Source organism: Actinomadura sp. WMMA1423, from assembly GCF_006547145.1.
Classification (GTDB): domain Bacteria; phylum Actinomycetota; class Actinomycetes; order Streptosporangiales; family Streptosporangiaceae; genus Spirillospora.
Genome location: NZ_CP041244.1, coordinates 5,610,736 through 5,636,418 on the forward strand (window position 1 = coordinate 5,610,736; position 25,683 = coordinate 5,636,418).

At 72.8% G+C, this 25,683-nt stretch carries 23 protein-coding genes and 1 riboswitch; of the genes, 12 read left to right on the forward strand and 11 right to left on the reverse strand.

Annotated features, from left to right (window positions below):
- The first annotated feature begins 8 nt into the window (after window positions 1–8).
- Window positions 9–1,589, forward strand: coding sequence for an IS1182 family transposase (locus tag FKD65_RS26035; protein ID WP_141579963.1), 1,581 nt, complete (start codon window positions 9–11; stop codon window positions 1,587–1,589).
- Between the two features lie 60 nt (window positions 1,590–1,649).
- On the opposite strand, the gene FKD65_RS26040 is transcribed toward FKD65_RS26035, so the two are convergent.
- Together FKD65_RS26040 and FKD65_RS26045 are read right to left on the reverse strand one after the other, a co-directional pair.
- Window positions 1,650–3,293: an AMP-binding protein gene (locus tag FKD65_RS26040; protein WP_141579964.1), complete on the reverse strand. Its 1,644-nt coding sequence runs from the start codon at window positions 3,291–3,293 to the stop codon at window positions 1,650–1,652.
- Entirely contained in the window at window positions 3,290–4,972 is a 1,683-nt protein-coding gene (locus FKD65_RS26045; protein ID WP_141579965.1) for an AMP-binding protein, read from the reverse strand. Before FKD65_RS26045 ends, FKD65_RS26040 begins: the two co-directional genes overlap by 4 nt.
- 203 nt (window positions 4,973–5,175) lie before the next feature.
- Between FKD65_RS26045 and FKD65_RS26050 the strand changes: the two genes are divergently transcribed.
- A complete protein-coding gene (locus FKD65_RS26050) occupies window positions 5,176–5,646 on the forward strand; it encodes a carboxymuconolactone decarboxylase family protein (RefSeq protein WP_141579966.1) in 471 nt (156 codons plus the stop codon).
- Window positions 5,647–5,664: 18 nt separating this feature from the next.
- Here the strand turns inward: FKD65_RS26050 and FKD65_RS26055 are convergent, their stop codons facing one another.
- From FKD65_RS26055 to FKD65_RS26085, 7 genes are all read right to left on the reverse strand, one after another.
- Window positions 5,665–6,252 (reverse strand): TetR/AcrR family transcriptional regulator, encoded by a 588-nt coding sequence (locus FKD65_RS26055; RefSeq protein ID WP_240809605.1) that lies wholly within the window; start codon window positions 6,250–6,252, stop codon window positions 5,665–5,667.
- A 16-nt stretch (window positions 6,253–6,268) separates the two neighbouring features.
- The gene (locus FKD65_RS26060) at window positions 6,269–8,404 is read right to left on the reverse strand and encodes an MMPL family transporter (protein WP_141579967.1); all 2,136 of its coding nucleotides are present in this window, start codon (window positions 8,402–8,404) and stop codon (window positions 6,269–6,271) included.
- A gap of 175 nt (window positions 8,405–8,579) precedes the next feature.
- Complete coding sequence (locus FKD65_RS26065) at window positions 8,580–9,116, reverse strand: GNAT family N-acetyltransferase (RefSeq protein ID WP_240809606.1); 537 nt, start codon at window positions 9,114–9,116, stop codon at window positions 8,580–8,582.
- 205 nt (window positions 9,117–9,321) lie between these two features.
- The gene (locus FKD65_RS26070; RefSeq protein ID WP_141579969.1) at window positions 9,322–10,089 is read right to left on the reverse strand and encodes a group II truncated hemoglobin; all 768 of its coding nucleotides are present in this window, start codon (window positions 10,087–10,089) and stop codon (window positions 9,322–9,324) included.
- 70 nt (window positions 10,090–10,159) lie between these two features.
- A complete protein-coding gene (locus FKD65_RS26075; RefSeq protein WP_240809607.1) occupies window positions 10,160–10,693 on the reverse strand; it encodes a copper resistance CopC family protein in 534 nt (177 codons plus the stop codon).
- Window positions 10,690–11,400 (reverse strand): YcnI family protein, encoded by a 711-nt coding sequence (locus FKD65_RS26080; RefSeq protein ID WP_141579970.1) that lies wholly within the window; start codon window positions 11,398–11,400, stop codon window positions 10,690–10,692. Before FKD65_RS26080 ends, FKD65_RS26075 begins: the two co-directional genes overlap by 4 nt.
- A 75-nt stretch (window positions 11,401–11,475) precedes the next feature.
- Entirely contained in the window at window positions 11,476–12,108 is a 633-nt protein-coding gene (locus FKD65_RS26085) for an MFS transporter (RefSeq protein ID WP_141579971.1), read from the reverse strand.
- 160 nt (window positions 12,109–12,268) lie between these two features.
- A riboswitch (cobalamin riboswitch) is annotated at window positions 12,269–12,411 on the forward strand.
- Between the two features lie 149 nt (window positions 12,412–12,560).
- On the opposite strand from FKD65_RS26085, the gene FKD65_RS26090 reads away from it, so the two are divergent.
- The 6 genes from FKD65_RS26090 to FKD65_RS26110 all read left to right on the forward strand — a co-directional run bounded on the left by FKD65_RS26090 (window position 12,561) and on the right by FKD65_RS26110 (window position 18,734).
- Window positions 12,561–14,981, forward strand: coding sequence for a ribonucleoside-diphosphate reductase subunit alpha (locus tag FKD65_RS26090; protein ID WP_240809608.1), 2,421 nt, complete (start codon window positions 12,561–12,563; stop codon window positions 14,979–14,981).
- Window positions 14,978–16,000 carry a ribonucleotide-diphosphate reductase subunit beta gene (locus tag FKD65_RS26095; RefSeq protein ID WP_240809609.1) on the forward strand — a complete coding sequence of 341 codons (1,023 nt, stop codon included), beginning with the start codon at window positions 14,978–14,980 and terminating at the stop codon, window positions 15,998–16,000. Before FKD65_RS26090 ends, FKD65_RS26095 begins: the two co-directional genes overlap by 4 nt.
- 55 nt (window positions 16,001–16,055) lie before the next feature.
- On the forward strand, window positions 16,056–16,214 hold the full coding sequence (locus FKD65_RS44425; RefSeq protein WP_168220885.1) for a hypothetical protein: 159 nt from the start codon (window positions 16,056–16,058) through the stop codon (window positions 16,212–16,214).
- A 142-nt stretch (window positions 16,215–16,356) separates the two neighbouring features.
- Window positions 16,357–16,980 carry a superoxide dismutase gene (locus tag FKD65_RS26100; protein WP_141579973.1) on the forward strand — a complete coding sequence of 208 codons (624 nt, stop codon included), beginning with the start codon at window positions 16,357–16,359 and terminating at the stop codon, window positions 16,978–16,980.
- Window positions 16,981–17,196: 216 nt separating this feature from the next.
- Window positions 17,197–17,613, forward strand: a complete 417-nt coding sequence (locus FKD65_RS26105; protein WP_141579974.1) for a thioesterase family protein — start codon at window positions 17,197–17,199, stop codon at window positions 17,611–17,613.
- A complete protein-coding gene (locus FKD65_RS26110; RefSeq protein ID WP_141579975.1) occupies window positions 17,610–18,734 on the forward strand; it encodes a zinc-dependent alcohol dehydrogenase family protein in 1,125 nt (374 codons plus the stop codon). Before FKD65_RS26105 ends, FKD65_RS26110 begins: the two co-directional genes overlap by 4 nt.
- Before the next feature lie 150 nt (window positions 18,735–18,884).
- On the opposite strand, the gene FKD65_RS26115 is transcribed toward FKD65_RS26110, so the two are convergent.
- Window positions 18,885–19,616: a PaaX domain-containing protein, C- domain protein gene (locus tag FKD65_RS26115; RefSeq protein ID WP_141579976.1), complete on the reverse strand. Its 732-nt coding sequence runs from the start codon at window positions 19,614–19,616 to the stop codon at window positions 18,885–18,887.
- Between the two features lie 90 nt (window positions 19,617–19,706).
- Here FKD65_RS26115 and FKD65_RS26120 point away from each other — a divergent pair, with 90 nt between their 5' ends.
- From FKD65_RS26120 to FKD65_RS26135, 4 genes are all read left to right on the forward strand, one after another.
- Window positions 19,707–21,467, forward strand: coding sequence for an acyl-CoA dehydrogenase family protein (locus tag FKD65_RS26120; protein ID WP_141579977.1), 1,761 nt, complete (start codon window positions 19,707–19,709; stop codon window positions 21,465–21,467).
- Window positions 21,468–21,509: 42 nt separating this feature from the next.
- Window positions 21,510–22,277 (forward strand): crotonase/enoyl-CoA hydratase family protein, encoded by a 768-nt coding sequence (locus FKD65_RS26125; RefSeq protein ID WP_141579978.1) that lies wholly within the window; start codon window positions 21,510–21,512, stop codon window positions 22,275–22,277.
- 225 nt (window positions 22,278–22,502) lie between these two features.
- Window positions 22,503–23,750, forward strand: a complete 1,248-nt coding sequence (locus FKD65_RS26130) for a cytochrome P450 (protein ID WP_141579979.1) — start codon at window positions 22,503–22,505, stop codon at window positions 23,748–23,750.
- Between the two features lie 10 nt (window positions 23,751–23,760).
- On the forward strand, window positions 23,761–24,855 hold the full coding sequence (locus tag FKD65_RS26135) for an NAD(P)-dependent alcohol dehydrogenase (RefSeq protein WP_141579980.1): 1,095 nt from the start codon (window positions 23,761–23,763) through the stop codon (window positions 24,853–24,855).
- Here FKD65_RS26135 and FKD65_RS26140 read toward each other — a convergent pair.
- Window positions 24,833–25,624: a helix-turn-helix domain-containing protein gene (locus FKD65_RS26140; RefSeq protein ID WP_368367132.1), complete on the reverse strand. Its 792-nt coding sequence runs from the start codon at window positions 25,622–25,624 to the stop codon at window positions 24,833–24,835. The genes FKD65_RS26135 and FKD65_RS26140 overlap by 23 nt on opposite strands.
- Window positions 25,625–25,683 lie beyond the last annotated feature (59 nt).

The following is a 25,683-nucleotide window of genomic DNA, read 5'->3' on the forward strand; positions in this document are numbered from 1 at the left end:
GTGTGGTGATGGGTGAGTGGGCCGGGGAGACGGTCGGTCCGGATGTGTGGGAGACGTGCCGGGAGCTGATCCCAGCGGGGAGCGTGTTCGCGTTCCTGGCCGAGCACCGTGGCGCGTTGTTCCCGGCGGTGATGTTCGCGGACATGTATCCGTCGGCGAACGGGCGGCCGTCGATGCCGCCGCAGATCCTGGCCGCGGCGATCACTTTGCAGGCCCTGCACGGGCTGTCGGATTCTGAGACGGTGCAGGAGTTGCGGTGTGACCTGCGCTGGAAGGCCGCGTGCGGGCTGGGCCTGCACGACACCGCGTTCGATGCGTCGCTGCTGGCCTACTTCCGCCGTCGGCTGGCACGCTCGGCCCGGCCCGACCGGATCTTCGAGGCCGTGCGGGAGGTGGTGCGGGCGACCGGGGTGCTCACCGGCAGGCATCGCCGTGCGCTGGACTCCACGGTGCTGGACGATGCGGTCGCCACCCAGGACACCGTCACCCAGTTGATCGCCGCCGTCCGCTCAGTGATCCGCCATGTCCCCGGGGCGGCCGAGGTGGCCGCGGCGGCGTGCACCGCCCACGACTACACCGACCCGGGCAAACCGCGCATCGCCTGGAACGACGAGCAGGCCCGCGCCGAGCTGGTGGACGCCCTGGTCACCGACGCGCTCAGGTTGCTGGGGCACCTGCCCGAGCAGGAACTGGGCGAGCGGGCCGCGAACGCGGTGGGCCTGCTGGCCCTGGTCGCCGGGCAGGACGTCGAACCGGCCGAAGGGTCCGACGGCCGCGACGGGCGCTGGCGCATCACCGACGGCACCGCCCCGGACCGGGTGATCTCGACCGTCGACCCCCAAGCCCGGCACGTCCACAAGACCCGCAGCCACCGCCAGGACGGCTTCAAAGCCCACCTGGCCGTCGAGCCCGAAACCGGCCTGTTCACCGCGGTGGCCCTGCGGCCCGGCGCCGGGGCCGCCCACCACGAGGCCGTCGTCGGCCTGGACCTGCTCGCCGGCGAGGACACCCCGGTGCAGGTGTTCGGCGACACCGCCTACTCCACCGGCCAGGCCCGCCACGCCCTCACCGCCGCCGGGCACCGGCTGTTCATCAAGCCCGCCCCGCTGCGGCCCGCCGTCCCCGGCGGCTTCACCCTCGACGACTTCGCCATCGACACCACCAACGGCACCGTGACCTGCCCCGCCGGGCACACCGCCCCCTTATCGGACCCCGGCGGACGCCACCACCAGCGCAAAGCCGTGTTCGGGAACCGGTGCACCGGATGCCCCCTGCGCGAGCGGTGCACCAACGCCAAGGCAGGCCGGATCCTGACCATCCGCCCCCACCACGACCTCCAAGCCGCCGCCCGCCGCCAATCGGCCCACGACCCGGCCTGGCAAGCCGACTACCGCCGCTGGAGACCACCGGTCGAACGCGCCGTCGCCTGGCTCGTCCACCACGGCAACCGCCGCCTCCGCCACCGCGGCACCATCAAAGCCGACGCCTGGCTCCACACCCGAGCCGCCGTCCTCAACCTCCGCCGACTCATCAACCTCGGACTCACCCGAACCAACGGCACCTGGCACCTGTCCACGGCCGAAGCATGACCACACAGGGGCTGTCCGGCCCACGGCCGGACAGCCCCTCACAAGATCTTCAGCAGTCTCCTAGGCGTGCCGCGCGGCGGTCACTTCCTCCAGGCCGAGGATGTCGACCGCCTCGGCGCGCATCTGCACCTTGCGGACCTTGCCGGTGACCGTCATCGGGAACTCCTCCACCACGTGCACGTAGCGGGGGATCTTGTAGTGGGCGAGCCTGCCCTCGCAGAACGCGCGCAGCTCCCCGGCGGTCAGGCCCGGCACGCCCTCGCGCAGCCGCACCCAGGCCATCAGCTCCTCGCCGTACTTCTCGTCGGGGACGCCGATGACCTGCGCGTCCACGATGTCGGGATGGGTGTAGAGGAACTCCTCGATCTCGCGCGGGTAGATGTTCTCCCCGCCCCGGATCACCATGTCCTTGATGCGGCCGGTGATGTTGACGTAGCCCTCCTCGTCCATCACCGCGAGGTCGCCGGTGTGCATCCAGCGGGCGGCGTCCACGGCCTCCGCCGTCTTGTCCGGCTCGTCCCAGTATCCGAGCATCACCGAGTAGCCGCGCGTGCAGAGCTCCCCGGCCGCGCCGCGCGGGACGGTCACGCCCGTCTCCGGGTCGACGACCTTGATCTCCAGGTGCGGCAGGACGGTCCCGACCGTGGACACGCGGCGCTCCAGCGAGTCGCCCGCGCGGGTCTGCGTCGACACCGGCGACGTCTCGGTCATGCCGTAGCAGATCGCGACCTCGCTCATCCCGAGCCGCTCGATGACCTGCTTCATCACCTCGACCGGGCACGGCGACCCGGCCATGATCCCGGTGCGCAGGCAGGACAGGTCGAGCCCGGTCAGCGACGGCTCGTTCAGGACGGCGATGAACATCGTCGGCACGCCGTACAGCGACGTGCAGCGCTCGGCCGCGACCGCCTCCAGCGTCGCCCTCGGGTCGAACGCGGGCGCCGGGACCACGACGCACGCGCCGTGGCTCGTCGCCGCGAGGTTGCCCATGACCATGCCGAAGCAGTGGTAGAAGGGCACCGGCACGCAGATGCGGTCCTCCTCGTCGTAGCCACACAGCTCGCCGACGAAGTAGCCGTTGTTCAGGATGTTGTGGTGCGACAGCGTCGCGCCCTTGGGGAACCCCGTCGTCCCGGACGTGTACTGGATGTTGATGGGGTCGTCGGCGGTGAGCGTCCGCCCGATCTCGGCGAGGAAGCCCGGTTCGCCGTTGCGGCCGGCCTCCAGCAGCGCGTCCCACCCGGGCGTGCCGATCAGCAGGACGTCGCGCAGGGCCGCGCACTTCGGCCGCACCTGCTCGATCATCGCCGCGTAGTCGGACGTCCTGAACACCGGCGCCGCCACCAGCGTCCGGATCCCGGCCTGGTTGAGGACGAACTCCAGCTCGTGCACCCGGTAGGCGGGGTTGATGTTGACGAGGATCGCGCCGAGCTTGGCCGTCGCGTACTGGACGAGCATCCACTCGGCGCAGTTCGGCGCCCAGATGCCCACCCGGTCGCCCTTGACGACGCCGAGGTCGCGGAGGCCGAGCGCGACGGCGTCCACGTCGTCGGAGAACTGCTCGTAGGTCCAGCGGCGGCCGGACGCCCGCTCGACGAGCGCGTCGCGCTCCGCGTGCGCCGCCACCGTCCGGTCGAGGTTCGCGCCGATCGTGTCGCCGAGCAGCGGCGTGGTCGAGACGCCCGACGCGTAGGAGAGGTTCATCGCAGGTCCTCCTCCCGGAACTCGCCCGCCGGCCGGTCGTCCCGGCCGGGGTGCTTGTCGATCTCGCTCGCCCGCAGCTCGACCCGGCGGATCTTGCCGGAGATCGTCTTCGGCAGCTCGGCGAACTCCAGCAGCCGGACCCGCTTGTAGGGCGACAGCTGCTCGCGGCAGTGCGCGAAGATCGCCTTCGCCGTCTCCGCGTCCGGCTCCCAGCCGCTCGCGAGCGTGACGTAGGCCTTCGGGACGGCCAGCCGCACCGGGTCGGGCGACGGCACGACCGCGGCCTCCGCCACCGCCTCGTGCTCGATCAGCACGCTCTCCAGCTCGAACGGCGAGATCTTGTAGTCGGACGCCTTGAACACGTCGTCGGCGCGCCCGACATAGGTGATGTACCCGTCCTCGTCGCGGGAGCCGATGTCACCGGTGTGGTAGTGGCCGCCGGCCATCGCCTCCTCGGTGCGGTCGTCGTCGCCGTGGTAGCCGGTCATCAGCCCGAGCGGGCGGTCCTCGAGGTCGAGGCAGATCTCGCCCTCGTCGCCCGGCTCGCCGGTCAGCGGGTCGATCAGCACCACCTTGTAGCCGGGGACGGGACGCCCCATCGAACCGGGCTTGACCGGCTGGCCGGGCGTGTTGGCGATCTGGACGGTCGTCTCGGTCTGCCCGAAGCCGTCCCGGATCGTGCGGTCCCATGCCTGCTTCACCCGCTCGATGACCTCGGGGTTCAGCGGCTCGCCGGCCGCGACCACCTCGCGCGGCGGCCGGCCGAGCCGTCCGAGATCGGACTGGATCAGCATCCGCCACACGGTCGGCGGCGCGCAGAAGCTCGTCACGCCGCACCGTTCGAGGGTGTCGAGGAGCCGGTCGGGGTCGAAGCGGGTGTAGTTGTAGATGAACACGCAGGCCTCGGCGTCCCACGGCGCGAAGATGTTGCTCCACGCGTGCTTGGCCCACCCCGGCGACGAGATGTTCAGGTGGACGTCCCCGGGCCGCAGCCCGATCCAGTACATCGTCGAGAGGTGCCCGGCCGGGTAGGACGCGTGGGTGTGCTCGACCAGCTTCGGCTTGGCCGTCGTCCCGGACGTGAAGTAGAGCAGCAGCGTGTCACGCGACATCGTCAGGCCGTACGGGGTGAAGGACTCGCCCTCCTCGTAGGCGTCGGCGTACCGCAGCCAGCCCTCCACCGGCTCGCCCACAGCGATCTTCGTGAACTCGCCCTCGACGCCGTCGAACTTGCCGGTCTCCGACGAGGCGGTCACGACGTGCCGGGCCTTGCCGCGCGTCAGCCGGTCCTGGAGGTCGGCCGTGCCGAGCAGCGGCGTGCACGGGATCATGATCGCGCCGAGCTTCATCGCCGCGAGCACGGTCTCCCACAGCTCCACCTGGTTGCCGAGCATCAGGATGATCCGGTCGCCGCGCCGCACCCCCGCGCGGCGCAGCAGGTTCGCCACCTGGTTCGACCGCCGCGACATCTGCGAGAACGAGTACCTGGCCTCGGCGCCGTCCTCCTCGACGATCCACAGCGCGGGCGAGTCGTTGCCCTCGGCGATCTTGTCGAACCAGTCCAGCGCCCAGTTGAAACCGGTCAGCACCGGCCAGCGGAACTTCTCGTACGCCGTCGCGTAGTCGTCGCGGTGCGCGAGCAGGAAGTCGCGCGCCGCGCGGAACTCGACTGCGGGCATGGTCTCTCCCTCGTAGCCGCACGGGCACCCGGTCAGAAGGATCGTTCGCCATCCGGGTGGCCGACGCCACCCCCGAACGGGGGTAGTGGGGTTGGTCCTACCCGCCCGCGACGAAGGTTGAGCGCGGCAGGGGGGACCGTGTCACACCGCGGGGGGCTGATCCGTCAATCATGTGTAACCCCTCCACACGCAAGGAGACGACCATGGACGCCCGTTTCGACTACTACAGCACTGCGACCGGCGGAAAGGTCATGAAGCACCTCCTGTCGGCGGCCAAGGCCGTCGCGGGCTCGGGGCTGCCGACGGCGACGGCGCACCTGGTGGAGCTGCGCGCCAGTCAGATCAACGGCTGCGGCTTCTGCGTGGACATGCACAGCAAGGACGCCGCCCACGCCGGGGAGACCTCGCTGCGCCTCAACCTGGTCGCGGCCTGGCGGGAGGCCACGGTCTTCACCGACGCCGAGCGCGCCGCCCTGGAGCTGGCCGAGCAGGGCACCCGCCTCGCCGACGGCGCCGGCGTCTCCGACGAGGTCTGGGCGAACGCCGCCAAGCACTACGACGAGGAGCAGCTCGCGGGGCTGGTCTCGCTCATCGCCCTCATCAACACCTGGAACCGCATGAACGTGATCACCCGCCAGCCCGCCGGGTCCTACGAGCCCGGCCAGTTCGGCTGACCGGCCCCGGCGCCGGGGTCACCGCGCGGCCGGGTCGATCGGGGCGAGGGCGGCCAGGGCGTCGTCCAGGGCCCCGGGGAGGTCCAGTGACGGGTCCTCCGCCCAGCGGATCATGAGGTCGAGCATCACGCCGAAGGCCGCGCCCGTGAGGGCGCGGACTTCGGCGGACTCGCCCCCGGTGCGTTCGGTGAGGATGCCGGTGACCGTGCGCATGGTGTCGACGAAGCTGCCGAAGGCGGCGCCGCGCAGCGCGGGGACGGACAGGATGAGGACGGCCCTGTCGCGTCCGGCGGCGAGGTCGTCGGCCGAGAACCCGCCGAGGACCTCGCGCAGCGCGGCGCGCAGCGCCCGCAGCGGGGACAGCTCCGGGGGCTGGGCGCGCAGCGACGCGAACACGACCGGGTCGGCGTCGTCGCTGATGACCAGGTCCTCCTTGGTCGGGAAGTAGCGGAAGACGGTGGTGTGCGCGACCTCCGCCGCCTGCGCCACCTGCTCGACCGTCGTCGCCTCATAGCCCCGCTCGCGGAACAGGCGCAGGGCCTCCCGCTGGATCGCGGCCCGGGTCCTCGCCTTCTTCATCTCGCGCAGGCCCTGCTTCGGCGGCACGCTCCCCAGCCTTTCGCTACTCCGACTCGACCGAGGAGCCTACTGCCACCCTGGGCGGGGCGTCCGCGAGCCGCGCGCCCTCGACGTCCATGTGCGGCAGGACGCGGGCGAGCGGGGCGGGCAGCCACCAGCCGGCGCGGCCGAGCAGGGCCATCACGGCGGGGACGATCGTCATGCGCACCGCGAACGCGTCGAAGAGGACGGCGGCGGCGAGCGCGAAGCCGAACGACTGCACCATCGGGGTGTCCGAGAGCACGAACCCGGAGAACACGCTGATCATGATCACGGCGGCGGCGGTGACGACGCGGCCGCCCTGGGCGAGGCCGGTGACGACCGCGTCGGTGGGCGCCGCGCCGCGGACGTGCTCCTCGCGCATCCGCGTGACGAGGAAGACCTGGTAGTCCATGGCCAGGCCGAACACCATGCCGATCAGCATGACCGGCAGCAGGCTGACGATGACGCCGGAGGAGTGGAGGCCGAGAAGGCCGTCCAGGCTGCCCCACTGGAACACGGCGACGACCGCGCCGAACGTGGCGGCGACGCTGAGCAGGAACCCGAGCGTCGCCTTCAGCGGTACCAGGACCGAGCGGAACACCAGCGCCAGCAGCAGGAACGCCAGGCCGACGACGACCGCGAGATAGGGGACGAGCGCACCGGCGAGCTTGTCCGACATGTCGATGTCGATCGCGGTCTGCCCGGTCACGGCCACCGCGACTCCGTTTCCGGAGCGGTACCGGTCGCGGATGGCGTGGATGAGGTCCTCGGTGTCCTCGCTGGTCGGCCCGCCGTCCGGGACGACGCGTACGAGAGCGGTGCCGCCGGCCCGGTCGACGACCGGGGAGTCCACCGAGGCGACGCCGCCCAGGGACCCGACCTCGCTCGCGACGCGCCGCGCGGCGGCCTTCGCGTCGCCGGGAGCCTGCACGACGAGGAGCAGCGGCCCGTTGATCCCTGGGCCGAACCCGTCCGCGAGCAGGTCGTAGGCCCGGCGCTGCGTCGTGCCGGGCGGTGCGGTGCCGTCGTCGGGCAGGCCGAGCCGCAGGTCCAGCGCGGGCGCGGCGGCGACGAGCAGCCCGGCGACGGCCGCGAGCAGCACCGTGACGGGCCGCGCCGTGACGAAGCGGCCCCAGCGCAGGCCGGCGGAGGCCCCGGCGGCGCGGCGGCGGGGCAGCGCCCGGCGTCCGGCGATCCCGAGCAGCGCGGGCAGCAGAGTCAGCGCGACGGCCACCGCGACGGCCACGGTGAACGCGGCGGCCAGGCCGAGCTGCGTGAGCACGGGTATCCCCACGACCGCGAGGCCGGCCAGGGCGATGACGACCGTCAGGCCCGCGAACACCACGGCGGACCCGGCGGTGCCCGCGGCCCGTCCGGCCGCGTCCGCGAGGTCGCGCCCGTCCAGGACCTCCTGGCGGTACCGGGAGATGATGAACAGCGCGTAGTCGATCGCGACGGCGAGGCCGAGCATGAGCGCGAGCGCGGGGGCGTCGGAGTCGATCTCGACGAACGCGGTCGCGGCGCCGACCGCCGACAGGCCGACGGCGATGCCCGCGGCGGCGGTGAGCAGCGGCAGCCCGGCGGCGACGAACGAGCCCAGCGCGGCGAGCAGCACGATCGCGGCGACGGCGACGCCGAGGAGTTCCCCGGCGCCCTCCTGCGGGGGTGCCACCGCGTCGCCGCTCATCTCCACGCGCAGGCCGGGGACGCGCGCGGCCCCGCGGAGCGCGTCGCGGTCGGCGCCGGTCAGCTCGTACGCGGGGACGCGGAAGGCGACCTCGGCCATCGCGACCCGGCCGTCCGCCGAGACCATGCGCCGGGCGTAGGGATCTGCGGCTTCGGCGACCTGCGGAGCGGCCCCGATCCGGGCGAGCGCCCGCTCGATGTCCGCCCGCCGGCCGGCCAGTGACCGGCCGGCCGGGGCGGCGAACACGATCCTGGCGCTCGCCCGGTCGGCGCCGGCCTGCGGGAACCGCCGCGCGACCAGGTCGCTCGCCCGCTGCGCCTCGGTTCCGGGGACCGAGAACGAGTCCGGGCCCGGCTCGGACAGCACGGCCGCGCCCGCCAGTGCGGCGACGAGCAGCCCCGTCCACGCCAGGACGACCGTCCACCGCCGCCGGAAGCAGAACCGGCCGACCCGGGCCAGGAACACCGCCATGCCCTCACCTCAATTCGCTAGTGAGATATGAAGTGTTAGTTCACTAGCGTTATCTGTCAAGCAGGCGACGGAGACCGAGCGTGCCGCCCTTCGGCGAGAAGGACGGCACGCAGGCCACAGGGAGGGGTGAACGCAGGACCGCCCGGGTCCGGCCGCGGCCGGACCCGGGCCGCCGTCAGGCGGTGGTGTAGGTGGCGATGTCCTCGGTGGTGCCGGCGTGGCGGAGGCCCGCCTTCTCCAGGACGCGGGACGAGGCGGGGTTGCGCGGCTCCACGGTCGCCACCACCGCGTCCACACCCGGTGCGGCCAGGGCGAACGCCACGATGGCGCGGGCGGCCTCGGTGGCGTACCCGCGGCCTCGGCGGGACGGGACGACGCCGTAACCGAACTCGACGGCCCCGTCGGCGGGCGGCCAGAACAGCCCGGTGGTGCCGACCACCAGGCCGGTGGCGCGTTCGACGATCTGGCGCTGGCAGTGCCGGCCGAGCACGGACGGGTGCTCGGAGATGAAGCCGGCGATGTCGCGGTCGCCTTCGGCGGGGAAGTCGTCCGCCCAGTGGGCGCGCCTGTCGCCGGACAGGACGGCGGCGATCTCGTCGCGCGTCCACGGGCGCAGGACGAGGCGGGCGGTGGTGAGATCCGCGCTCGGCAGGCCCGCGCCGGCCGGGTCCGAGTCGTGGGGGCCCGATGCGGTCAGGTCGGAAGATGACAAGTGTGGCTCCTGGTCGTTCTGGACGACCGGGCCGCGCTCAACCGTGCACGGCCCGGACAAGGGCATGCTGACGAAGCGCCGCGCGGGCCATATTCATCGACCTCCCCTGTCGCAGGAACGCGTGGAGCCTACACGGTGTCCGGCACGGTCCGCCCGGACACGGGAACGCGCCGCCCTCCGGGTGGGAGGACGGCGCGTGGTCCGGCTATTTGGAGGGGATGTAGGGCGGGGCGACGCCCCAGCCCCAGTGGGGCATGGGGGCTTCGAGGGGCGGCTCGGCGCCGGGTTGGGAGTTGGCGAGGGCGATGCGCGTGCCCCACTCGATGTAGGACGTGAACGCGGCGCGGAACTCCGGGTCGTCCGGGAGGCCGACCTCGTCCGCCGCGTCCATGAGGAGCGAGACCCAGCGGCGGCGCTGCGCCTCGGTGATGGCCTTGCCGAGGTGGTGGCGGACCATCTCGTGGTAGCCGCCGCGCTCGCGGCTGTAGCGGTCGGGGCCGCGGAAGACCTCGCCGAGCCACGCCGCGACCCATTTCGGGTGGTCCGGGGCCATGTGCTGGAAGAGGGGACGGAGCAGGTCGTCCTTGAGGACGTTCGTATAGAAGTGCTCGGTGAGCCGCTCCAGCGCCTCGCTTCCGCCCGCCCAGTCGTACATGGTCGGGACGGACGAGCCGGCGCCGCGCACGGCCGTCCGCTCGTAATGCCGCATCTCCTCGATCCGCTGGAGGAACGGCTTGATCTCGGCGAAGAACGCGGCGAAGTGCTCGCCGCCCCGGAAGCCCCGCATGTGGTCGTCGGCCGACGTCCAGCAGATGCGCAGGATGTAGGACGACGGCTCGTCGACGCACCTGGACAGCTCGTAGTCGACGCACTGGGGAGCGGCGGCGAGGGGGACGGAGGCCCGCGCGTAGGCGGCCTCGAACTCCTCGGCGTCCTGCGGATCGATGCTGTAGCGGATGTATTCGACGATCACGGCGCCCCCAGGCTGCTTCCGGTCGGGTAATCACTGTAATCCTGTAATCACCCGACCGGAAGCGAATCGATCAATCCCGGGCGGAGGAGCGGCGCAGCCAGGCGACGGTGCCGGCCGCGGCCGCGAGGACCAGGGCGATCAGGCCGATCCAGAGCCAGCCCGACGAACCGCCCGAATCCCCGGTGGACGCCGCCTTCGTCCGCGCCGGCGCCGGAGCGGCGGGCTGACCGGAAGCGGACGAGCCCTTCACGGTGAACGTGTAGGTGCCCTCGACCGGATGGCCGTCCGACGCGACGACGCGCCAGCCCACGGTGTACTCGCCGTCGGGCAGCGCGCCGTTCACCGCCTGGGTGACCCTGTTGTCGACCGCCCGCGCCGAACCGGCCTGGTACTGCCTGCGCGACCCGTCGGTCACGACCACGCGCGGCAGCCGCACCGGATCGGTGTACGTCAGGACGATCTGGGACGGGGGCGCGACGGCCGAGCCCTTCTCCGGGGCGGCCGAGGCCAGCGCGGTGTGCGCCGACGCCGGGACCGCGGTCGTCGCCAGGACGGCCGTGAGCGCCGCGGTGCCCGCCGCCCCGCGGAGCAGCGCCCGGATCATGCCCGGCTCCGCGCCCGGCTCAGGCCGTAGGCGCCGACCGCGATGCCGGCCGCGCCGGCCGCGATGCCGATGCCGCCGAGCAGCCGGGCCGTCCCGTCGTCGGGCGACGCGGACGACGCCGCGGCGGCGGGCTTCACCTGCGCGGTCAGGCCGGCCGCGGCCGTCGCGCCCTTGGGGAGGAGCTTCAGCACCGGCGAGGGGTGCTCCGGCTCGTTCGCCCCCTCGGCGGGGGGCTGGTCCCACTTGACGACCTCGCCGCCGGAGTAGGTCTGGTCGGCCTTGAACACGAGCTGGTCGGTGTCGGTGGGCAGCGGCCCCATCGAGACGTCGAACTCCTCGAACCGGCCCGGCTCGATCTTGCCGCCGGACCAGGTGATCTTCGTGACGGCCTCGGTCAGCTCGCCGCCCTCGGTCTTCAGAGGCTCGGGCAGCTTGGACTTCTCCACCTTCACCGTCCAGCCCGGCAGCGGCCGGACCGACACCGACGACAGCGGGTGGTCGACCGGCAGGTTCACCACCAGCTTGGTGGTGGAGGCGTCGTCGCGCTCGTTCGGCACGCGGAACGAGACCTTGGAGTACGAGCCCTGCTCGGCGGTCTTGGGGTTGACGCTGACGTGCGCGGCCGCCGCCGTCGCCAGGCCGGCCACGGACAGTGCGGCGAGGGACACGACGGCGCCGGCGCGCCGGGCATGCGGAATGAAGGACATTGCGGAACTCCGTTCGAGTCGTACGGGAATGACCGGGCGCCGCGAGCCGGCGTCCGGTGGCGTACGGCGCTCCGCTCAGAGGTGAGCGAGCGCCCTCGAACGCGTCGGGGGTCCCCGCCGGACGACCTGGTGCCGCAGGACCCGCCCGACGGCGGTGACGGCGGCGGCCGCCGGGGCGGTCCGGCAGGGGCGGGCCGGAGGCTCGGCCGGTTCGACGGCGAGCAGGGCCAGCAGAAGCCGGATCGGGCGGTCGGCGAGCGCGGCGACCCGCCGGGCGAGCGACCAGGCGGCCCGCTCGCCGCGCCGCAGCCACCACGCGGCCACGAGCGCGGCCGTGCAGTGCGCGAGCGTCATGACCAGGCCGTTCCCGCCGTGCCCGGCGGGGATCGCGGCGGGCTCCATCGCGCCCGTCATCGCCGCGTGCGTGTCGGGCGCGGCGTGGGCGGAGGAGGTGGCCGCCGTGAACAGCGTGTGCAGGGCGAACTGCCCGCCGAGGAGCCCGCCCATGATGGTCGCGAGCGAGCGCTCGTGGCCCGCCAGTATCAGCGTCACGCCGAGGACGGCGCAGAACCCCGTGATCGCCGCCCAGGCCGGCACCGCCGCGCCGCCCGCCAGGACGTGCCCGAGGGTCGCGAGCGTCGCGCACACGGTGGCGAACACCACCGCGCGCGCTGCCCGGAACAGCGGCCGCGGCGCATGGGGGGTCATGGCGGTGACCATCGTCCCATCCCCCGCGCGGGATGCGCAGCCGCCCCCGGACATTCCGCTGACACGCCCAACATCTTGGGGTTGTGCGTTGATCGTCAACTAGATGTAGGGTTCAACCCCGTGCTGGTCCGCCCCCGCCGTTCGCGGCGGGGGCGGCGTGAGAGGGAACCCGGTGCGAGTCCGGGACTGCCCCGCAGCGGTGAGCGGGAACGACCGCCGTCATGAGCACTGGGCCGCAAGGCCCGGGAAGCGACGGCCAGTAGGACGCCTCGTGAGAGGCGGCGCCCGCGAGTCCGAAGACCTGCCCGCACGCGAGGCCGGGTGACCGGCCTCATCCGGGGCGTCCCGGATCGACACGTCCAGGCCTCGCGGGTGGGCCGGGGGCGGAGCGCGGCCTGCCGCCGCGCGCCGTTCGCATGCCTCCGCGAGGCGGCATGCGAGGGGAGATGCACGTGACACAGGCTCTGGCCGCGCCGCCCGCGCGGATCACGACCGAGGTCCAGGCGGCCTGCGAGGCGGTACCGGGGGCCGAGGCCGGACGGGTGCTGGCCGCGGTCCGTTCCGCCGACGGGCTGGACGCGGCAGCGCTGCGGGACCTCGCGATCGGGGAGGCCGCCGCGCTCATCCCCGCCGAGCCCGGGTACTCCAAGGTGGCCGCGCGGCTGCTCGGCGGCCGGATCCGGGACGAGGCCGCCTCCGCCGGCGTGCGGACGTTCGCCGAGTCGGTCGCCGCCGCGCACCGCGAGGGCCTCCTGGCCGACGACCTGGCCGCCTTCGTCGCCGCGAACGCCGCGGCGCTCGACGCGCTCATCGACACGGCTTCGGGAGGCACGGGGGGACGTGCCGGCTCGGAGGGCGCGTTCGGCGCCGACGACCGGTTCGAGTACTTCGGGCTCCGGACCGTCTACGACCGGTACCTGCTCAGGCACCCGAAGTCGCGGCTCGTCCTGGAGCGGCCGCAGCACTTCTTCCTACGGGTCGCTTGCGGGCTCGCAGTTCCCGACGGTGTCGGGCCGGGGGGCGTGGGGGGTCGGCCCCCCTCGGGCGACACTGTTCCCGACGGAGTCGGGCCGGGGGGCGTGGGGGGTCGGCCCCCCTCGGGCGACACCGTCGATGAGGCCGCGGAGCTTTACGGGCTGCTCAGCACGCTTTCGTACCTGCCCAGCTCGCCGACGCTGTTCAACTCCGGGGCCCGCCGCCCGCAGCTCTCGTCGTGCTTCCTGCTCGACTCCCCGCGCGACGAGCTGGAGTCGATCTACGACCGGTACGGGCAGGTCGCGCGGCTCAGCAAGTACGCGGGCGGCATCGGCATCTCCTGGACGAGGGTCCGGTCGCGGGGCTCGCTGATCCGGGGCACCAACGGGCACTCCAACGGGATCGTCCCCTGGCTGCGCACGCTCGACTCGTCCGTCGCCGCCGTGAACCAGGGCGGTCGCCGCAAGGGCGCCGCGTGCGTCTACCTGGAGCCGTGGCACGCCGACGTCGAGGAGTTCCTGGAACTGCGCGACAACACCGGCGAGGACGCGCGCCGCACCCACAACCTGAACCTGGCCAACTGGATCCCGGACGAGTTCATGCGCCGCGTCGAGGCCGACGCGACATGGTCGCTGTTCGACCCGAAGGAGGTCCCCGAGCTGGTCGACCTGTGGGGCGACGAGTTCGACGAGGCGTACCGGGCGGCGGAGCGGGAGGGCCGGTTCGTCCGGCAGATCCCGGCGCGCAAGCTGTACGGGCGGATGATGCGGACGCTCGCCGAGACGGGCAACGGCTGGATGACGTTCAAGGACGCCGCCAACCGCGCCTGCAACCAGACCGCCGAGCCGGGCAAGGTCGTCCACCTGTCGAACCTCTGCACCGAGATCCTGGAGGTGACGGGCGACGGCGAGGCGGCCGTCTGCAACCTCGGGTCGGTGAACCTGGCCGCGCACGTCGGGCCGGCGGGCGTCGACTGGGAGCGGCTCCGCTCGACGGTCCGCACCGCCGTCCGGTTCCTGGACCGCACCATCGACCGGGGTTTCTACCCCACGCCCGAGGCGGAGAAGGCGAACCGCCGGTGGCGGCCGGTCGGGCTGGGCGTGATGGGCCTCGCGGACGTGTTCTTCATGCTCCGCCTGCCCTTCGACTCGGACGAGGCGCGCGAGCTGTCCACGCGCATCGCCGAGGAGATCGCGCTGGCCGCCTACAACGCGTCCGCCGACCTGGCCGCCGTCCACGGGCCGCTGCCCGCCTACGGCATGACCCGCACCGCGCGCGGGAGCCTCCACCCGGACCACTTCCCGGACGCGGAGCCGTCCCGCCGCGCCGACTGGGACGCGCTCCGCGCCAGGGTCGCGGAGGTGGGCCTGCGCAACTCGCTGCTCGTCGCGATCGCGCCGACCGCGACGATCGCGTCCATCGCGGGCTGCTACGAGTGCGTCGAGCCGCAGGTGTCCAACCTGTTCAAGCGCGAGACGCTGTCGGGCGAGTTCCTGCAGATCAACCGCTACCTGGTGGAGGACCTGAAGTCGCTCGGGCTGTGGACGCCGGCCGTCCGCGAGGCGGTCAAGAAGGCGAACGGGTCCGTCCAGGGGCTCGTCGACCTGCCGGAGGAGATGCTGTCGCTCTACCGGACTGCCTGGGAGCTGCCGCAGAAGGCGCTCATCGACCTCGCCGCCGCCCGCACCCCGTACATCGACCAGTCGCAGTCGCTGAACCTGTTCATGGAGACGCCGACGATCGGCAAGCTCTCCTCGATGTACGCCTACGCGTGGCGGGCCGGGCTCAAGACGACGTACTACCTGCGGTCCCGTCCGGCGACGCGGATCGCGCAGACGACGGTCGCCGCTGCCGTCTGCTCCCTGGAGAACCCCGAGACCTGCGAGGCGTGCCAGTGAACGAGCGATCGGAGGGGCGGGGCATGCTCCTCGACCCCGGCATGGACCTGACGCTGCGGCCGATGCGCTACCCCGACTTCTACGAGCGGTACCGGGCGGCGATCCGCAACACCTGGACGGTCGAGGAGGTCGACCTCGCCTCCGACATGGCGGACCTCGCGCGGCTCACCCCCGCCGAGCTGCACCTGGTCAACCGGCTCGTCGCGTTCTTCGCCACCGGCGACTCGATCGTGGCGAACAACCTCGTGCTCAACCTCTACAGGCACGTGAACGCGCCGGAGGCCCGGCTCTACCTGTCGAGGCAGCTATATGAGGAGGCCGTGCACGTACAGTTCTATCTCACCCTCCTGGACACCTATCTGCCCGATTCGGACGAGCGCGCCAAGGCGTTCGCGGCGATCGAGCACATCCCGTCCATCCGGGCCAAGGCGGAGTTCTGCTTCCGCTGGATCGACTCGCTCGGCTCCCTGGACGAGCTCCGCACCGCCGCCGACCGCCGGGCGTTCCTGCTGAACCTCATCTGCTTCGCGGCGTGCATCGAGGGGTTGTTCTTCTACGGTGCGTTCGCCTACGTGTACTGGCTCCGGTCGCGGGGTCTGCTGAACGGCCTCGCGTCCGGGACCAACTGGGTGTTCCGGGACGAGTCCATGCACATGGAGTTCGCGTTCTCCGTGGTCGACACCGTCCGGGCGGAGGAGCCCGCGCTGTTCGACGCCGAGCTGACGGCGCAGGTCGCCACGATGGTGGAGGAGGCCGTCCAGGCGGAACTCGCCTTCGCCCGCGACCTGTGCGGGGAGGGCCTGCCCGGAATGAGCGCGGACGACATGCGCGCCTACCTCGAGTACGTCGCGGACCAGCGGCTCGTCCGGCTCGGGCTGCCGGCGCGCTACGGCACCGCGAACCCGTTCGCGTTCATGGAGTTGCAGGACGTCCAGGAGCTGTCGAACTTCTTCGAAAGGCGCGTTTCGGCCTACCAGATCGGGGTCGAGGGGACGGTGGCGCTCGACGAGGCGTTCTGAACCTTCCAGAACGGGCAGTCGTTGGACGGTAAAGGCCAGCCCAAGGAGGAAGCACGTGCCGCTCATGGACAAGATCATGCGATTCGCCCGGAGCCCGCAGGGGCGCAAGGCGCGGGCGCGGGCGGAACGGCTCGCCCGGGACCCCCGCACGCAGGCGAAGGTCCGGGGACTGCTGTCACGCGGCCGCGGCCGGGGCGGCGGCCGCCGCTACTGACCGAGGACGACCGGCCTCCCGGCCCCGACCGACCCGACCCCGAAATCTGACACCGAGCACCGGACCCGTCCCCGCCCCGGGGGCGGGTCCGCCTCGTGTTGCGCACTGGACGTAACTGCAACTTATTTGCAATAGTGGCCGCATGGCCGACTACACGCTTCCCGACCTGCCCTACGACTACGCCGCCCTGGAGCCGGCGATCACCGGCGAGATCCTGGAGCTGCACCACTCCAGGCACCACGCCGCCTACGTCAAGGGCGCCAACGACACGCTGGAGAGGCTCGCCGAGGCGCGCGAGAAGGAGCAGTTCGGCGGGCTGGTCGGCCTGGAGAAGACGTTCGCGTTCAACCTCTCCGGCCACGTCCTGCACTCGATCTTCTGGGACAACCTGTCACCGGACGGCGGCGACCGCCCGGACGGGGAGCTCGCGGCGGCCATCGACGAGCACTTCGGGACGTTCGAGGCCTTCCAGAAGCAGCTCACTACCGCGACCTCCACCGTGCAGGGCTCCGGCTGGGGCGTCCTCGCATGGGAGCCGCTGGGCGGGCGCCTCGTCGTCGAGCAGGTCTACGACCACCACGGCAACGTCGGCATGGGCGCGACCCCGCTGCTGGTCTTCGACGCCTGGGAGCACGCCTACTACCTCCAATACCGCAACGTCCGCCCGGACTACGTGGAGAAGCTCTGGTCGCTCGTGAACTGGACGGACGTGAAGGCCCGCTTCGACGCGGCCCGCACCCCGTCCGGTACCGCTGCGGCCCGATAGACGGCGGCGTCCGTGCGGCACCGCTGAGGGGCGGCGTTCACCTGGCCGGGATCGTGCTCAGAACCTTTCCTCGCGGCCTGGTGAACGCCGCTTCCCCCTCTCCGGCCGCGCGCCTGTTGGGCGGGGGCACTTGCGCGGGCGGGTGACATTTTGCGGGGGCACCGTTGTGCCCGGCCGATGCGGCGACGCCAGGACACCGCCCCTACGCTGCTCCTCATGACCGGCGAGTACCTGTACTGGGAGAACGTCCCGACGCGGTGGAAGGACAACGACGTCTACGGGCACGTCAACAACGTCGTCCACTACTCGCTGATGGACACCGTCATCAACGAGTGGATGATCCGGACCGCCGGTTTCGACCCGGCGTCGTCCGGTTCGATCGCGCTCTGCGTGGAGTCCCACTGCGAGTACAAGGCCGAGGTGGCGTTCCCCGACATGATCCGCGTCGGGCTGCGCGTCGGGAAGCTCGGCCGTTCCAGCGTCCGGTGGGAGGTCGGCATGCTGCGCGGTTCGGACGGCGCGCTCGTGGCCGAGGGCCACTTCGTGCACGTCTTCGTCGACCGGGACACCCGCCGCCCGGTCGAGATCACCGGAGCGGTCCGCACCGAGATGCAGAAGCTGCTCGCCGCATGACCGGGACCCGCGCCGCCGTCCTCGTGGAGCCGGGACGCCCCGCCCCCTATGCGGCGTCCCGCCCGCTGGAGATCGCCGAGCTGCGCCTCGACCCGCCCGGCCACGGCGAGCTGCTGGTGCGAATCGGTGCCGCCGGGCTCTGCCACTCCGATCTGTCGGTCATCAACGGGTCCCGGCCGCGCCCGCTCCCGATGGCCCTCGGGCACGAGGCCGCGGGGGAGGTCGTGGAGACCGGGCCCGGCACCGAGTTCGCTCCGGGCGACCATGTCGTCCTCGCGTTCGTCCCGGCCTGCGGGCACTGCGAGCGCTGCGTCGCGGGGCGTCCCGCCCTGTGCGGGCCGGGCGCCCAGGCCAACGGCGCCGGGACCCTGCTCGGCGGCGGCAGGCGGTTCCGCGCCCCGGACGGCACCCGCCCGCACCACCACCTCGGCGTCTCGGCGTTCTCCGAGTACAGCGTCGTCTCGTCCCGTTCGGCCGTGAAGGTCGACCAGGACCTGCCCTTCGACATCGCCGCGCTGTTCGGCTGCGCCGTCCTCACCGGCGCCGGAGCCGCCCTCTACAGCGCCGCCGTCACGCCGGGCGACACCGTCGCGGTGTTCGGCCTCGGCGGCGTGGGCCTGTCCGCCGTCCTCGCCGCCAAGGCCGCCGGAGCGTCCACCGTCCTCGCCGTGGACGTCGTCGCCCACAAGCGGGACCTCGCCGAACGCCTCGGCGCCCGTCCCGTCGCGGGCGGCCCGGACGCCGTCGAGGCGATCCGCGACCTGACCTCCGGCGGCGCGGAGAAGGTCATCGAGACGACGGGCGTCGTCGCCGTCCTCGAACAGGCCTACGCCGCCACCCGTCCCGGCGGCACGACCGTCACCGTCGGGCTGCCCGCCCCCGGCGCGCCGCTGTCCCTGCCCGCGCTCAGCCTCGTCGCCGAGGAGCGGACCCTGCGCGGCAGCTACCTCGGCTCCTGCGTCCCCCGGCGCGACGTCCCGCGCTTCGTCTCCCTCTACCGGGACGGCGCCCTCCCCGTGGACGCCCTCCTCAGCGGCCGTTTGCCCCTCGACGACATCAACGAGGGCTTCGACCGCCTCCACACCGCCGAGGCGGTCCGCCAGCTGATCACGTTTTCTTGAAGAAACAGGCTCGCGTGTTATCGTTTTAACTCACCAGATGGCGGGCGATGCGGGCGTGGATGAGCACTCGGCATGGCAGCGGGCGCAGGCAGCCCAGGAACGCCCATCGGCTCCCTTCGCGAAAACACTGGTACCAGTCCCATCCCGGATTCAGGCGAGGACTTGCGTGGTGAGGAGCTGCTCGAAGTCGGCTTCGAAGGCCTCGTAGCGGGCGCGCAGGTCAGGCCCCGGCCAGTCGGGGGGCAGCAGGGACGGCGGCAGGAGCGGGTCGTTCAGGAGGTGCCGCAGGACGGCCGCCGCGTAGGTGAAGCGTTCGGCGATCGAGGCGGCGCCGGCCAGGGCGGTGCGCAGGGCGTGGGCCTTGGCCGTCCAGGCGTCGAGGTCCCAGAGGGACGCGGCCAAGGCGGCGGGGTCGCCCTCGGGGCGGCCCGTGAGGAAGGTGCACTGGCGCAGGACGGGCTCGGGCCGCGGCCGGGACAGGTTCGCCGGCCGCAGCCAGGTGCCCTCCCGCAGCTCGGCCAGCCGCAGCGTGGACATCGCCTGGCGCAGTGCGGCGCGGTCGGCGGCGGGACGGCGCTCGGCGGTGATGACGGCGATCTCCCAGCCGCCGTCCCACGGGCGGGTCGGGGGGAGGCGGGCCTCGTCCTGGCGGGCCTGGCGGGCGAGGAGGCGCTCGGTGAGGGCGTACGTCCCGCCGGACTGGACGAGGTCGCCGGCGGTGACCATGCGCGACAGCGCCACCCGGATCGTCCCCTCCGCGATGCCGAACAGCTCGCCGACCCGGACGAGGTACCGGGCCGGGAGCCGGGGCGGGTGGACGCCCAGCAGCGTGCTCAGGACGACCGACCGAGCGGTGAGCGGGCGAATCTCCAGGCTGTCCATGGCTGTCCGTGACCCTACCGGGGACGGCGGGTGACCCCGTCCTCAGATTACAGTCTTTTGTCGCGTGAACATGAAGTGTAATGTCGAGCCATGGCGTCCTACCTCATCGAGTCGTTCGACCGGCTGCCGTTCGGGGGTGCGGAGAAGGCCCGCCGCTACGCCACCGAGCGCTACCGGGGCGCGGCCGGCCGCAACTGGTACGACTGCGACCCCACCCTGCGCTTCCTCATGCGGCGGCACCTCGGGGAGGGTTTCGGCTGGGCCGAGCCCCGGCTCAGGGAGATGGGCGCGCTGATGGGCGGGCCGATCGCCGAGCGGGCCGAGGAGACGGACCGCAACCCGCCGCGCCTGGAGAAGTACGACCGGTGGGGGCGCGACGTCAGCGAGGTCGTCATGCCGCCGTCGTTCGAGGCGGCGCACCGGGACATCGTGGCGACGTCCTTCACCCGGCCCGACTTCGTGGCCGAGGCGAAGCGCGCCGGCGTCGACCCCGCGCCGATGGGCGTCGCCTGGAGCTACCTGCTGGACCAGGCCGACATCGGCATGGCGTGCGCGCTCGGCACCGGCGGCGACATGGTCGTGGGGCTGGCGGAGATGTTCGCGCCGGACGACGTCAGGGCGCGGGTGCGGGAGCTGTTCGCGGCCGGGGAGATGTCCGGAGAGGCCGCGCAGATGCTCACCGAGCGGTCGGGCGGCTCGGACCTCGGCGCGCTGGAGTCGACCGCGTCCAGGGACGGGGACGCCTGGCGCCTCAACGGGTTCAAGTGGTTCGCCTCCAACGCGGGCGGCTCGGCGTTCGTGGTGCTCGCCAAGCCCGAGGGGGCCGTGGACGGGGTCCGGGGCATCGCGCCGTTCCTCGTCCTGCGGGAGCGGCGGGACGGCTCGCGCAACGGCGTCCGGATCCGGCGGCTCAAGGACAAGCTCGGCACGCGGTCGGTGGCGTCGGCCGAGATCGAGTTCACCGACGCGGAGGCGTTCCTGCTGGCCCCGGCGTCGAGCGCGGGCGAGGGCGGGGACGGCAAGGGCCTCGCCCGCATGATGGAGCTGACGAACGGCGCCCGGCTCGGCATCTCCATGATGGGCCTCGGCTGCGCGCGGCGCGCCCTGGTCGAGTCGCTCTGCTACGCGCAGGCCCGCGAGGCGTTCGGCGCGTCGCTCGGGGCCCAGCCGCTCATGCGCCGCAAGCTCGCCGAGCTGATCGTGGAGACCGAGGCGGTGCAGGCGCTCGTCTTCGACGGGTACCTGGGGCGTCCCCGGCTCCGCCTCGGGGCCGCGCTGATCAAGCTGCGGGCCGCCCGGCTGGGCGTGACGGCCGCGAGCGACGCCATCGAGATCCACGGCGGGAACGGCTACATCGAGCAGTGGCCGGTCGCGCGCATCCTCCGGGACGCGCAGGTCAACCCCATCTGGGAGGGCGGCGACAACATCCTGTGCCTGGACGTCCGCCGCGCGATCGAGCGGCAGAACGCCCACGAGCCGTTCCTCGAACGGCTCGACCGGGCCCTCGACCGGGCGCCCGGCGGGGACGACGAGACGGCCGCGCTCGTCGGGCAGAGCATCGGGCATCTCCGGGAGGCCATAGAGAAGTGGCGCGGGCTCGACAGGACGGTGGCCGAAGCCCGCCTCTACCCGCTCGCCCAGTACATGGCCGACGTGTACGCGGCCGCGTTGCTACTGGAGCAGGCAGGCTGGGAGCGCGCCGACTCCGGCGAGGACCGCAAGGCGCTGGTCGCGCGCCTGTACGCCCGGAACCACCTCGCCGACCCGGGCCCGCTGCGCGGCATCGACGCCCCGGCCGACGACCTCGAGCGCTTCGAGGACCTGGCGGACGGAGCCTTCACGGCCGATTAGGTTCGTCCGGTGGCCGGGTTCGTCGGTGGCGAGGAGGGGCGCGTGGCGGTACGGATCGAGCGGGACGGGCCGGTGACGACGGTGGTGATGTCGCGTCCCGCGACGCGCAACGCCGTGGACGGCGCCACGGCGCGGGAGCTGGCCGCGGCCTTCCGCGAGTTCGACGCGGACGAGGGCGCGAGCGTCGCCGTCCTGTGGGGCGAGGGCGGGACGTTCTGCTCCGGCGCCGACCTCACCTCGGTCGGCACCGACCGCGGCCCGCGCCTCGACCCGCCCCCGGCCGACGCGCCGCTCGGCTGCACGCGGATGCGCCTGTCGAAGCCGGTCATCGCGGCGGTCGCGGGCCACGCCGTCGCCGGGGGCATGGAGCTGGCGCTCTGGTGCGATCTGCGTGTCGTGGAGGAGACGGCGACGTTCGGGGTCTACTGCCGGCGCTGGGGCGTCCCGCTCGTCGACGGCGGGACGGTCCGGCTCCCGCGGCTGATCGGCGCGAGCCGCGCCATGGACCTGATCCTCACCGGACGGCCCGTGGAAGGGCGCGAGGCGTTCGAGATCGGCCTTGCCAACCGGCTCGTCCCGCACGGCAAGGCGCGGGAGGCGGCGGAGGAACTGGCGGCCGAGCTGGCCCGGTTCCCGCAGGCCTGCATGCGGGGTGACCGGCTGTCCGCGCTGGAGGCGGAGGGCCTGGCCGAGGACGAGGCGATCGAGGCCGAGTACCGGTACGGCCTCGGCTCGATGGAGGAGGCGATCAAGGGCGCCGGAAGGTTCGCGAGCGGCCGCGGCCGGCACGGCGACTTCGCCGACATCTGAGCCTCCGCCCCCGGAGGGCCCCGTCCCAGGTCCGAGCTCCAGGGCCCGCGCTGAGCCCGGCTCCTGCACCGAAAACCCCGCTCCCGCCCTGAGCTTCTGCGACCGTTGTAGGCCGCCGCGCCCGGCGCGCGGTCCCGTTCGACATCAGCCGGCAGGCCGTTGACCGAATGCGATTCGGGCCCGTAGGTTCCTGGTGGGCGGCCGCCGTGACCGAGGAGTGAAGCGATGACGCTGACCCTGGACGAGGCGGGCCTGGCGCTCGCCGACCCGAAGGCCTATGCCGACGACCGGCGGTTCCACGAGGCCCTCGCCCGGCTGCGCCGCGAGTCACCGGTGCACTGGGTCGAGGCCCCCGGATACACCCCGTTCTGGGGCGTCACCAGGCACGAGGACGTCCTGGAGGTCGAGCGCAACCACCAGCTCTTCCTCAACGCGCCGCGCCCGATCCTCGGCACGGCCGAGTTCGACGCGCTGAACCGGGAGCGCGTGGAGCAGGGCATCGCGCTGCGCACGCTCGTCCACATGGACGACCCCGACCACCGGGTCATCCGGGCGATCGGCGCGGACTGGTTCCGGCCGCGCGCGATGCGCGCCCTGGAGCCGCGCGTCCGCGAGCTGGCGAAGCGGTACGTCGACCGGATGGTCGACCTCGGCGGCGAGTGCGACTTCGCGCGGGAGGTCGCCGTCCACTTCCCGCTGTATGTGATCCTGTCGCTGCTCGGGCTGCCGGAGAGCGACTTCGACCGCATGCTGAAGCTGACGCAGGAGCTGTTCGGCGGCGACGACGACGAGTTCCAGCGGGGCACGACCAACGAGGAGAAGCTCCAGGTCCTGCTCGACTTCTTCGCCTACTTCCAGGGGCTGACGGCCGAGCGCCGCAGGCACCCGACCGACGACCTCGCCTCCGCCATCGCCAACGCGCGCGTCGACGGCGAGCCGCTGAACGACTTCGACACCGCGTCCTACTACGTCATCATCGCGACGGCCGGGCACGACACGACCAGCGCGACGATCACCGGCGGCCTGCACGCGCTCATCGAGCACCCCGACCAGCTCGAGCGGCTCCAGAAGGAGCCGGAGCTGATGCCGCTCGCCGTGGACGAGATGATCCGCTGGGTCACGCCGGTCAAGGAGTTCATGCGCACCGCGGTGCGGGACTACGACCTGCGCGGCACCACCATCCGCGAGGGCCAGTCGGTGCTGCTGTCCTACCCGTCCGCGAACCGGGACGAGGACGTCTTCGACGACCCGTTCCGCTTCGACGTCGGGCGCGACCCGAACAAGCACCTGGCGTTCGGCTTCGGGGTCCACTACTGCCTGGGCGCGGCGCTGGCCCGCATCGAGGTCCGCGCCTTCTTCGAGGAGCTGCTGCCCCGCCTCGGCTCCGTCGAGCTCGCCGGGTCGCCGGTGGGCATCGCCACCACCTTCGTCGGCGGCCTCAAGCGCCTCCCCATCCGCTACTCCCTCGCCTAAGGAACCCCTGGTGCAGATCGAAGCCGCGGTGCTGCGCGCCGCAGACGCCCCCTACACGATCGAGCAGCTCGACCTCGCGGACCCGGGGCCAGGCGAGATCCTCGTCAAGGTCGCGGGCGCCGGGATGTGCCATACCGACATGCTCGGCCGCGTCCCCGGAGACCTCGTCACGAAGCCGGTCGTCCTCGGGCACGAGGGCTCCGGCGTGGTCGAGGCGGTCGGCCCCGGCGTCACCGGCCCCGCCGTGGGCGACCACGTGGTCATGTCGTTCGACTCGTGCGGGACGTGCGACAACTGCCGCGCGGCCAAGCCCGGGGCCTGCCCGCAGATGACCGCGCTCAACATGCTCGCGATGCCGCTGGACGGGACGCCCCGCGCCACCACAACCGGCGGCGAGCCCGTCCACACGCGCTGGTTCGGGCAGTCGTCGTTCGCGAGCCACGCCCTCGGCACCGCGCACAACGTCGTCCCGGTGAGCAAGGACGTCCCCCTGGAGGTGCTCGGGCCGCTCGGCTGCGGCGTGCAGACCGGGGCCGCCTCGGTGCTGATCTCGCTCGGGGTCCGTGCGGGCGACAGCATCGCGGTCTTCGGGGCGGGCGCGGTGGGGCTGGCCGCGGTGATGGCGGCCCGGGTCGCGGGCGCCTCCGTGATCGTCGCCGTCGACCTGCACGAGTCCCGGCTCGACCTGGCCCGCGAACTCGGCGCCACCCACGTCCTGAACGGGGCGGACGACGACATCGCCGGGCAGGTCCGGGCGATCGCCGGCGGCGAGGGCGTGCAGTTCGCGCTGGACTCGACGGCCGTTCCCGAGGTCGTCCGGGCGGCGGTCGCGTCGCTGCGCACCACGGGTGTCTGCGGCCTGGTCGGCGTCGGCGCCGCCGAGTACCGGCTGGACGCGAACCTCCTGCTGATGGGCCGGACGGTCAAGGGCATCATCGAGGGCGACGCCGTCCCGCACACGTTCATCCCGCGGATGATCGAGCTGTGGCGGCGGGGCCGGTTCCCGTTCGACCGGCTCGTCGCGACCTACCCGCTCGCCCAGATCAACGAGGCGGAGGCGGACACGACGTCCGGCAAGGTGGTCAAGCCGGTCCTGATCCCGTGAGCCCGCTCCCGGGGCCCTCGAAGTAGGCGGCGCTCTCGGCGTCCGCCGGGTAGTACGACTCGACGGCGACCTCGTCCAGCGTGATGTCCATGGGGGTGCCGAACGTGGTGATGGTGGAGAACAGCCGCAGCTCCCGCCCCTCCAGACGGACGACCATCTGGATCGTGACGTCGGCGCCGGCCGGCGCGTCCCCGGCCCCGGGTTCCAGCAGCTCCTCGTAGAGGGCGGCGAGGCCGGGGTCGGGCGCGGCGGCGAGCTGGCGCCTGACCCGGGAGCGGAACACCGCGCGCACGTCGGCCAGGTTGACGACGAGGCGGGCGAGCCCGCGCGGGTCCAGCCCGAGCCGGAGCAGGTTGACCGGCGGCCGGAGCAGCTCGGGGTCGACCTCGGCGAAGAACGGTTCGACGGCGCGGTTGGTCATGACGATGTCCCAGCGGCGGTCGAACGCCAGCGCCGGGTACGGCTCGTGCGCGCGGAGCACCCTCTCGACCGCGTTCCGGGCGGCGGACAGCGCGGCGTCGTCCAGCGGCCGCTCGGCGTACCGGGGCGCGAAGCCGGCCGCGAGCAGCAGCCGGTTGCGTTCGCGCAGCGGCACGTCGAGCCGGTCCGCGAGCCGCAGGATCATGGCGGGGCTCGGGTTGGACTTCCCCGTCTCGACGAGGCTGACGTGCCGGGCGGAGACGTCGGCGGCGATCGCCAGGTCGAGCTGGCTCAGCCGCCGGTGATGCCGCCACCGCCGCAGGAGTTCCCCGACCGTGTCCACGGACATCGAGCGTACTCATCGTGGAACGGGACGCCATGAAATGGGACTTCATCGACAATCCGCCA